We start from the raw sequence: 9,485 nt of genomic DNA on the forward strand, positions 1-9,485 counted from the left end.
CATGAACTTCGAACACACCGAAGACCGGCGCATGCTCGCCGACAGCCTGAACCGCTTCATCGCCGAGCAGTACGCCTTCGATGCGCGCGACCGCATCGCGAAGTCCGAACACGGGTTCAGCAAGGAGATCTTTCAACAGTTCGCAGAACTGGGCGTGATCGGCGCGCTGTTCAGCGAGGCCGATGGCGGCTTCGGCGGCGGCGGCTTCGACATTGCCGTCGTCTTCGAGGCGCTGGGCCGTGGCCTCGTGGTCGAGCCGCTGCTGGGCGCGGTGATGGTCGGCGAGGCGCTCAGCGCCGCCGGCAGCGATGCGCAGAAGGAAAAGCTCGGCGACATCATCAACGGCGTCACTGTCGCAGCCTTTGCGCACGACGAAGCCGACACGCACTACGAACGCACGCGCGTGGCAACCCGCGCCGAACGCAGCGGCGGCGGCTGGGTGCTGAGCGGCGCCAAAGCCGTCATTCCGCAGGGCGAGCAGGCCGACCTGTTCCTCGTCTCCGCCCGCACTTCCGGCAGCGTGGACGACGAAGCGGGCATCTCGCTGTTCCTCGTGCCCGCGAAGACTGCGGGCCTCACGGTGCGCGGCTGCCCCGCCATCGACGGCGGCCGTGTCGCCGAACTCACGCTCGACGGCGTGAAGCTCGGCGCCGATGCATTGCTCGGCGCTGAAGGCCAGGGCGCTGCGACGCTGGAGCGCGCCATCGGCCGCGGCGTGCTCGCGCTCTGCGCTGAGGCCGTGGGCGCCATGGAAGCCGCCAAGACCGCCACGCTCGATTACCTGCGCACGCGCAAGCAGTTCGGCACGTTGATCGGCAGCTTTCAGGCACTGCAGCACCGCATGGCCGACCTGCTGCTCGAGATCGAACAGGCGCGCTCGGCGGTGATCAATGCGGCAGCCGCCATCGATGGTGCGGATCGCATCACGCGCGAACGCGCGCTCTCGGCCGCCAAGTTCAGCATCGGCCGCATCGGCGCGCTGGTGGCGGAAGAAAGCATCCAGATGCACGGCGGCATCGGCATGACGTGGGAGCTGCCGCTGCCGCACTATGCCAAGCGGCTCGTGATGATCGACCACCAGCTCGGCGACGAAGACCATCATCTGCAGCGCTACATCGCGCTTGGCAAGGAGACCGTGCAATGAGCGACAAGACCGTGCTCATCAGCCAGCAGGGCGCCGTCCGCATCCTGACCAACAGCAACCCGGGCGCGCGCAACGCGATCACACCAACGCTGTATGCGGAGCTGAGCGCCGCGCTCACCGATGCGGAGAACGACCCCGAAGTCGGCGCCATCGTCTTCACCGGCGCGGGCGATTTCTTCTGCTCGGGCGGCGACCTGAACCTGCTGGCCAAGCGCCGCGAACTGCCTGCTTCGGAGCGCCGCGAAAAGCTCGAAGGCCTGAACAACCTGATCCGCGCCATTCGCGATTGCGGCAAGCCCGTCATCGCGGCCGTGGAAGGCGGTGCGGCGGGCGCGGGCCTGTCGATGGCGCTGGCCTGCGACATGCTGGTGTCGGCGCGCGACGCGTTCTACACCGTGGCCTACGTCAAGGTCGGCCTCACGCCGGACGGCGGCGCCACGGCTTTTCTGTCGGAGTTCGTCTCGCGCCAGGTGCTGACCGAAATGTGCCTGACCGGCGACCGCATGACGGCCGAGCGCCTGCATGCGCTGGGCGCGGTCAACCGGCTCACCGACAAGGGCGCCGCGCTGGCCGAAGCCGTTGCACTGGCCGCGAAGGTGGCCAACGGCCCGCAGCGCGCGAGCGCGCGCATCAAGACGCTGTGCCGCCAGGCGCACCGCGCCACGCTCGAGGAACAGCTCGAGGCCGAGGCCGTGTACATGGTCGAGTCGCAGGCCGACGCCGAAGCGGCCGAGGGCATTGGCGCCTTCCTTAACAAGCGCACGGCGGATTTCTCTACGCTGCGCCGGCAGAAACCGAACGCCTCCTGACGCTCCCGGCCGCATTCACCCCATATCACGCCTCGCACACGCTGCGGGGCTTTCTCGTTTCAAGGGAGTTGCTCTCATGCCCATGCTGAATTCCTCGCTGCCGCTTGCCGGCGTGCGCGTTCTCGATCTGTCCCGCATCCTTGCGGGCCCCTGGTGCGGCATGGTGCTGGCCGACATGGGCGCCGAAGTCATCAAGGTCGAGCACCCGGGCCGCGGCGACGACACGCGCGACTGGGGCCTGCGTGTCGGCAACACCGAGACGGCCTACTTCAACAGCGTGAACCGCAACAAGCGCTCGGTCACGCTCGACCTGCAGACGCCCGAAGGCCAGCAGATTGCGCGCGACCTTGCCAGGCAGTGCGACGTGGTCATCCAGAACTTCAAGTTCGGCGGCATCGACAAGCTCGGCCTCGGCTATGAACAGCTGAGCAAGGAAAACCCGAAGCTCATCTACTGCTCTATCTCGGGCTATGACCGCACCGGCCCCGAGGCCGCGCGCCCCGGCTACGACCTGGTGGTGCAGGGCGAGGCGGGCCTGATGGCGCTGAACGGCGAAGCCAACCAGCCGCCGCTGAAGTTCGGCGTGGCGGTGGTCGACCTGTTCACCGGCATGTATTCAGCCCAGGCCGTGCTGGCCGCGCTGTACCAGCGCGAAAAAACCGGCAAGGGACGCCACGTAGAGATGGCGCTGTTCGACTGCGGCCTGATGATCACCGCCTACTACGGGCTGGAAGCACTGCTGATGGGCGAAGACCCGCCGCGCTACGGCAACTCGCACCCGTCGATCGTGCCCTACGGCGTGTTCGATGCGGCGGATGGTCCGCTGGTCATTACCGTGGGCAACAACGCGCAGTTCGCGCGCTTTTGCACCGACGTGCTCGAGCGGCCCGACCTGGCGGCGGACGAACGCTTCAAGACCAACATCCTGCGTTCGGCAAACCGCGCGGTGCTGCTGCCCGAACTGCACGCCGAACTGGCCAAGCGCCAGCGCGCCGACCTGCTGGCCAAGCTCACGCAATCGGGCATTCCGTGCGGCGAGGTGCTGGGCCTGCTGGAAGCGCTCAACTCCAAGCGCGCGGCCGACGCGGGCCTAGTCACCGAGCAGCCGCATCCCGTGGCCGGCAAGGTCAACGTGCTGGCACCGCCCTACCGCTTCGACGGCGAGCGGCTGCCGGTGCGCAGCGCGCCGCCGCAACTGGGCGAAGCCACGCACGAGGTGCTGCAGTCGCTGCTCGGCCTTTCGGACGACAAGCTCGCGCAACTTAAATCGAACGGCGTTCTCTGACGGCGCTCTTTCCTTCTCCTCATTCATTCCCTGAAGAAGTCATGGCATTTCCTTTCTCCCGCTCCCTTCGCAACCCCGCGCGCCGCGCGCTCATCGCCCTTGCGCTTCCGCTGGTGGCAGGCGCCGCCTTCGCAGAGGCCTGGCCGGCCAAGCCGATCACCGTGGTCGTGCCTTTTCCGCCAGGCGGCCCGACCGACGTGGCCACGCGCATCGTGGCGCAGAAGATGTCGCACGGCCTGAAGCAGAACATCCTCATCGACAACCGCAGCGGCGCCTCGGGCACCATCGGCGCGGCGGCTGCCGCCAAGGCCGCGCCCGACGGCTACACCTTCGTGATGCTGGCCACGCCCACGCTGCTGGCCGCGCACCTGTACGGCCCCACGCCCTACGACATCTTCAAGAGCTTCACGCCCGTGGGCACGGTGTACGACCTGCCGATCGTGATGGTCGTCAATCCGAAGTCGCTGCCCGAAGTCACCGGCCTGCAAGGCCTGATTGCCAAGGCCAAGGCCGAAGGCGGCAAGCTCAACTACACGACCGCGGGCGCAGGCAGCTTCGGCCACCTGACGACCGAGCAGCTCAAGAACATCGGCAAGTTCGACATGCAGCACGTGCCCTACCGCGGCAGCGCGCCGGCCGTGACCGACCTGATCGGCGGGCAGGTGCCGGCCATGTTCTCGGACCTGGTGGCGGTGATGCCGCACATCCGCGCCGGCACGCTGCGCGCGATTGCGGTCGGCTCGGGCAAGCGCGTGAGCCTGCTGCCCGACGTGAAGACGGTGGCCGAACAGGGCTTCCCGGGCTTCGATGCGACCTCTTGGGGCGGCCTGCTGGCGCCCGCGGGCACGCCCAAGGACGTGGTCGACCGCATGAGCGCCGAGCTGAAGACCGCGCTGGCCGACAAGGACGTGCAGGACAAGCTCGAAAGCGTCGGCTCCTTCGCGGCCTACGGCACGCCCGAGCAAACGGGCACGCGCATGCGCCAGGATTTCGAGCGCTGGGGCAAGGTCATTCGCGACAACAAGATCACGAACCAGTAAAACAGCGCTTCGCACGCGGCCGGCAAAGAGACAACATCAGGAGACACGCATGGCAGACAGCAAGAAGACCAAGATGGCCGGCGAGCCGTTCCGCCCCCAGTTTCCGGTGCGCAGCCTGGCCGATATCCGCAGGCTCGAGGAAACGCCGCTCGAGCAGGCGCTGACGGTGCGCAGCACCTACGAGATCTTTCGCAACGCGGGCGCGGCCTTCGGCGGCAAGACGGCGCTCACCTTCCTGCGCACCGGCAACCCGGCCGACGAGCCGATTCGCTGGTCGTATGCCGACTTGCTCGCGGGCATCCACCAGACCGCGAACATGCTGCATGCACTGGGGGTGGGCCCGGAAGACGCGGTGGCGGTGCTGCTGCCGGGCTGCCTCGAATACCACCTCGCGCTCTGGGGCGGCGAAGCGGCCGGCATCGTGCAGCCGCTCAACCCGCTGCTCACCGACGAAAAGCTGGTGGCGCTGATGACTGCCGGCCGCGCCAAGGTGCTGATTGCCTACGGCTCGGACAGCGAATCGGGCATGTGGTCGAAGGCCATGCGACTGCGCAGCCAGGTGCCGACACTCACCACCGTGCTGCGCGTGGCGCCGCACGACGAGGCGCCGGGCGCCGCGGGCGCGCTGCCCGAAGGTGTCGCCGAGTTCAACACGCTGCGCGCCGCGCAGCCTGCCGACCGGCTGGTGAGCGGCCGCGACATCGCACCCACCGACATTGCCGCCTACTTTCACACCGGTGGCACCACCGGCGCACCCAAGCTCGCGCGCCACAGCCACGGCGCGCAGGTGTTCACCGCCTGGGCCAGCGTGCAGGTCGCGGGCATGAACGACCAAGGCATTTCGATCAACGGCTATCCGCTGTTCCATGTGGCGGGCGTGCTGCCGGCTTCGCTCGCGTCGCTTTCGGCCGGGGTGGAAGTGATCATTCCGACGACCTCGCTGCTGCGCAACAAGGAGGTGCTCGCCAACTACTGGAAGCTGGTCGAGAAGTACCGGCCCACCTCGCTCTCGGCCGTGCCCACGGTGCTGGCCGCATTGGCGAATGTGCCACTGGACGGCGCCGACATTTCATCGATTGGCTACTGCCGCACGGGCGCTGCGGTGCTCTCGCCGGAGCTGGCCGCGCGCTTCGAACGGCTGTTCGGCCTGCACGTGCACGAGAGCCTGGGCATGACCGAGATGGCCGGCATCTCGACCATCACGCCGCCGGGCGTGGACGGGCCGGCGGGCTGCGTCGGCTTTCCGCTGCCGTATATGCAGATGCGCATCGTGGCGCTCGACGAAAGCGGCAACGCCAGCGACCGCGACCTGCCGCCGGGCGAGCAGGGCATGGTGCTGTTCAAGTCGCCCAACCTGTTCTCTGGCTTTGTCGATCCGGCGGACAACGCGAAGGCCTTCACGGCCGACGGCTGGCTTGCGACCGGCGACCTGGGCTGGATCGATGGCGAAGGGCGGCTCAACCTGAGCGGCCGCTCGAAGGACCTGATCATCCGCAGCGGCCACAACATCGACCCCAAGGTGATCGAGGACGCGCTGGGCGCGCATCCGGCGGTGCAGCTGTGCGCGGCGGTGGGTGCGCCCGATGCGTATGCGGGCGAACTGCCGGTGGTGTTCGCAACGCTGGTGCCGGGCGCATCGGCAACGGAAGATGAACTGCTGGCCTTCACCGCCGCGCGCGTCGACGAGGCACCGGCCAAGCCCAAATCGGTGATCGTCATCGAGAACATGCCGATGACCAACGTCGGCAAGATCTACAAACCCGAGCTGCGCGCCATGGCGGCGAGCCGCGTGGTGGCGGCCGCGGTGGCGCAGATCTGCAACGAGCTCGGCGTGACGGAAGCCGCCCGGCCGAGCGTGCGCAATGAGGGCGAAAGCCTGGTGGAGGTGCGCATCGAAGCAGCCGCCGCGGGCACGCTCGCGGCGCCGCTGCTGCAGCGGATCGAAGCGGCGCTGGCGCCCTTGCCTTTCAAGACCCGGGTGCTTACCGGCTAGCCGGCACGATGTGGCTGGCGGCAAGCGCATAAAAAACAAATCAACCATCGGAGACATCGAGAACATGAACAACGCCACATTCACCACCACCCGCCGAGCCCTGCACGGCCTTGCCATTGCATCGCTCGCGCTCACGGCCACCACCGCCGGCTGGGCGCAGACCTATCCGGCCAAGCCGATCCGCATGGTGGTGCCCTTTGCCCCGGGCGGCGCCACCGACGTGCTGGCGCGCATCATCGGCGAGAAGATGGCCGCCGGGCTGGGCCAGCCGGTCATCATCGACAACAAGCCCGGCGCCGCCGGCATCATCGGCACCGATGCCGTGGCTAAGGCACCGCCCGATGGCTACACCCTGGTGCTGGCGCTGAGCAATTCGCTGCTGACCAACCAGTTCCTTTATCAGAAGCTGCCCTACGACACGCAGCGCGACCTCACGCTGGTCTACCAGATTGCCACGGCTCCGCTGGTGCTGGTGGTGCACCCCAGCGTGCCGGTGAAGAACGGGCCGGAGCTCCTGAAGTACGTGGCCGCCAACAAGGGCAAGGTGGCCTACGGCTCGTACGGCGTGGGCGCGTATCCGCACCTGGCCGGCGCGCACATGAGCCTTACGCAGAAGGCCGAGATGAACCACGTGGCCTACAAGGGCGAGGCGCCGATGCTGCAAGACCTGATCGGCGGCCAGATCCAGATGGCCTTTGCCAGCGCACTGGTGGCCAAGCCGCACATCGAGGCCGGCAAGCTCAAGGCCGTTGGCGTGAGCGGCGAGCGCCGGATGGCCACGCTGCCCGACGTGCCGACGCTGGCCGAGCAGGGCCTGGACGACGAGGCCTACCGCGTGGCCGGCTGGCTCGCCATTGCCATGCCGGCCGGCACGCCCAGGCCGATCGTGCAGCGCATTGCCGAAGAAGTGGGCAAGGCCACGCGCCAGCCCGATGTGCAGGCGCGCGTGGCGGCCATGGGCTTCGACCTGAAGGAGAGCTCGCCTGAGGCGTTTGCCGCCGTGTACAAGAAGGAAAGCCCGATCTGGGAGCGCCTGATCAAGGATTCGGGCGCCAAGCTTGAGTAGCCCGTTTCAAGAGGGACGAAGGGGGCGGAAATGGGCCCGTAGCTTAGGAAAACCCCGATGAACGGATGGGCATGGATCGTTACCATCCATAGCTGCTTTCCCCCTCCCTCTCGATGACCACTCCCAACGAGTCCGGCCCCTTGCTGGACGCCGCCAGCCCCCTCCCCCCAGACATCGAAGCCACCGACGAGCCCACCAAGGTGCCGCTCGCCATCGAGGACTGGCTCACCGTGATCATCATGGGCGCGCTGGCGCTGATCACCTTTGCCAACGTGCTGGTGCGCTACTTCACCGATTCTTCGTTCGCGTGGACGGAAGAGTTCTCGGTTTTCCTGATGATCATGCTGGCGCTGGTGGCCGGCTCGGCCGCGGTGGCGCGCGACCGGCACATTCGCATCGAGTACTTCTCGGAGGGCGGCTCCATGGCGCGGCGCAAGCGGCTTGCGCAGTTCGGCGCGCTCATGATCGCCATTCTGTTCACGCTGATCGGTGCGCTCAGCATCCGCATGGTGTGGGATGACTACCGCTTCGAGGAAACGACGCCGGGCATCGGCTTGCCGGCCTGGTGGTATTCGATGTGGCTGCCGATCGTGTCCTTTGCCATCGCGCTGCGCGCGGTGGGTCTGATGATCCGCCGAGGCCGCAAAGAGTACGCCGCAGAACAAAGCCGGAACGACAAAGGCGACGCCTCGTGATCGCCACCCTTCTCTTCGTCGCCTTCGTCGCGATGATGCTGGTGGGCGTGCCCATCGGTGCCGCGCTCGGCCTGGCCGGCGCAGCATGCATTGCGCTCGCCAACAGCGACGCCCAATGGTTCGGCCTGCTGGCCGTGCCGCAGAACTTCTATGCCGGCCTCGGCAAGTACCCGCTGCTGGCTATTCCGATGTTCGTGCTGGTGGGCTCGATCTTCGACCGCTCGGGCGTGGCGCTGCGGCTGGTGAACTTTGCGGTCGCCATCGTCGGGCGCGGCCCCGGCATGCTGCCGCTGGTGGCGATTGCAGTGGCCATGTTCCTCGGCGGCATCTCGGGCTCGGGCCCGGCCAATGCCGCCGCCGTGGGCGCGGTGATGATCGCGGCCATGTCGCGCGCGGGCTACCCGGCCGCCTTCTCGGCCAGCGTGGTGGGCGCCGCGGCAGCCACCGACATCCTGATTCCGCCTTCGGTCGCGTTCATCGTGTATTCGGTGCTGGTGCCGGGTGCCTCGGTGCCGGCGCTGTTCGCGGCCGGCATGATCCCCGGCATCATGGCCGGCTTGGCGCTGATGATTCCGGCCGTGCTGCTGGCCCGCCAGCACAAGATGGGCGCACTCGAATCGACGTTGCCGCGCCCGCCGTTCTGGAAGAGCTTTCGCGAAGCGATCTGGGGCCTGGCGGCGCCGGTGCTCATTCTGGGCGGCATGCGCGCGGGCTGGTTCACTCCCACCGAAGCGGCGGTGGTGGCGGTGTTCTACGGCCTGTTCGTCGGCATGTGCGTGCACCGGACGATCAAGGTGCGCGACCTGTTCGTGATCTTGCGCGAGTCGGGCGAGCTCTCGGCGGTGATCCTGCTGGTGGTGTCGCTGGCGGGCATCTTTGCGTACTCGCTCTCGACGCTGGGCATCATCGACCCGGTAACGCGCGCCATCGTGAATTCGGGCCTGGGCGAATACGGCATCCTGGCGTTGTTGATCTTGCTGCTGATCACGGTCGGCATGTTCCTGGACGGCGTGTCGATCTTCCTGATCTTCGTGCCGTTGTTGCTGCCGATCGTGCAGTACTACAAGTGGGACCCGGTGTGGTTCGGCGTCATCCTCACGCTCAAGGTCGCGCTGGGCCAGTTCACGCCACCGCTTGCGGTCAACCTGATGGTGTCGTGCCGTATTGCCAAGGTGCGCATGGAAGAAACCGTTCGGTGGGTGGGCTGGATGCTGTTCTCGATGTTCCTGGTGATGGTGCTGGTGATCGCTTTCCCGGAACTTGCGTTGTGGCTGCCTCGGAAGCTGGGGTATTGAGATGGGACTCTGCTTCTCTTTGCTTCGTGCTGTTCGGTTAGCGCCTTGTTCGGGGCGCGCACCCGCCGACGGGGTACCTTACTCCGCGAATGTCCCCCGGCCTGCGGCCTCCTCCTTTATTTCGCTGCGCAAGGCACCCCATCGACGTGCGCGTTATG

The 9,485-nt window shown here is 67.3% G+C and carries 8 protein-coding genes; all 8 read left to right on the forward strand.

Annotation, left to right across the window (positions count from 1 at the left end):
* The first annotated feature begins 1 nt into the window (after nt 1).
* The 8 genes from V9K97_RS16530 to V9K97_RS16565 all read left to right on the forward strand — a co-directional run bounded on the left by V9K97_RS16530 (nt 2) and on the right by V9K97_RS16565 (nt 9,327).
* On the forward strand, nt 2-1,144 hold the full coding sequence (locus V9K97_RS16530; RefSeq protein WP_337319358.1) for an acyl-CoA dehydrogenase family protein: 1,143 nt from the start codon (nt 2-4) through the stop codon (nt 1,142-1,144).
* Nucleotides 1,141-1,953 carry an oxepin-CoA hydrolase, alternative type gene (locus tag V9K97_RS16535; RefSeq protein WP_337319360.1) on the forward strand — a complete coding sequence of 271 codons (813 nt, stop codon included), beginning with the start codon at nt 1,141-1,143 and terminating at the stop codon, nt 1,951-1,953. Before V9K97_RS16530 ends, V9K97_RS16535 begins: the two co-directional genes overlap by 4 nt.
* A gap of 76 nt (nt 1,954-2,029) precedes the next feature.
* The gene (locus V9K97_RS16540; protein WP_337319362.1) at nt 2,030-3,238 is read left to right on the forward strand and encodes a CaiB/BaiF CoA transferase family protein; all 1,209 of its coding nucleotides are present in this window, start codon (nt 2,030-2,032) and stop codon (nt 3,236-3,238) included.
* Nucleotides 3,239-3,279: 41 nt separating this feature from the next.
* Entirely contained in the window at nt 3,280-4,278 is a 999-nt protein-coding gene (locus V9K97_RS16545; protein WP_337319364.1) for a Bug family tripartite tricarboxylate transporter substrate binding protein, read from the forward strand.
* A gap of 49 nt (nt 4,279-4,327) precedes the next feature.
* On the forward strand, nt 4,328-6,271 hold the full coding sequence (locus V9K97_RS16550; RefSeq protein ID WP_337319366.1) for an acyl-CoA synthetase: 1,944 nt from the start codon (nt 4,328-4,330) through the stop codon (nt 6,269-6,271).
* Between the two features lie 64 nt (nt 6,272-6,335).
* The gene (locus V9K97_RS16555; protein ID WP_337319368.1) at nt 6,336-7,337 is read left to right on the forward strand and encodes a Bug family tripartite tricarboxylate transporter substrate binding protein; all 1,002 of its coding nucleotides are present in this window, start codon (nt 6,336-6,338) and stop codon (nt 7,335-7,337) included.
* A gap of 113 nt (nt 7,338-7,450) precedes the next feature.
* Nucleotides 7,451-8,032, forward strand: coding sequence for a TRAP transporter small permease (locus tag V9K97_RS16560; RefSeq protein WP_337319371.1), 582 nt, complete (start codon nt 7,451-7,453; stop codon nt 8,030-8,032).
* Complete coding sequence (locus V9K97_RS16565) at nt 8,029-9,327, forward strand: TRAP transporter large permease (protein ID WP_337319373.1); 1,299 nt, start codon at nt 8,029-8,031, stop codon at nt 9,325-9,327. Before V9K97_RS16560 ends, V9K97_RS16565 begins: the two co-directional genes overlap by 4 nt.
* Nucleotides 9,328-9,485 lie beyond the last annotated feature (158 nt).

The sequence above is a fragment of the Variovorax sp. CCNWLW186 genome, from assembly GCF_037203865.1.
Lineage (GTDB): Bacteria > Pseudomonadota > Gammaproteobacteria > Burkholderiales > Burkholderiaceae_C > Variovorax.

Coding starts and splice junctions, on each gene's coding strand:
- V9K97_RS16530 (WP_337319358.1), top strand. CDS start 2: ATGAACTTCGAACACACCGAAGACCGGCGCATGCTCGCCGACAGCCTG.
- V9K97_RS16535 (WP_337319360.1), top strand. CDS start 1,141: ATGAGCGACAAGACCGTGCTCATCAGCCAGCAGGGCGCCGTCCGCATC.
- V9K97_RS16540 (WP_337319362.1), top strand. CDS start 2,030: ATGCCCATGCTGAATTCCTCGCTGCCGCTTGCCGGCGTGCGCGTTCTC.
- V9K97_RS16545 (WP_337319364.1), top strand. CDS start 3,280: ATGGCATTTCCTTTCTCCCGCTCCCTTCGCAACCCCGCGCGCCGCGCG.
- V9K97_RS16550 (WP_337319366.1), top strand. CDS start 4,328: ATGGCAGACAGCAAGAAGACCAAGATGGCCGGCGAGCCGTTCCGCCCC.
- V9K97_RS16555 (WP_337319368.1), top strand. CDS start 6,336: ATGAACAACGCCACATTCACCACCACCCGCCGAGCCCTGCACGGCCTT.
- V9K97_RS16560 (WP_337319371.1), top strand. CDS start 7,451: ATGACCACTCCCAACGAGTCCGGCCCCTTGCTGGACGCCGCCAGCCCC.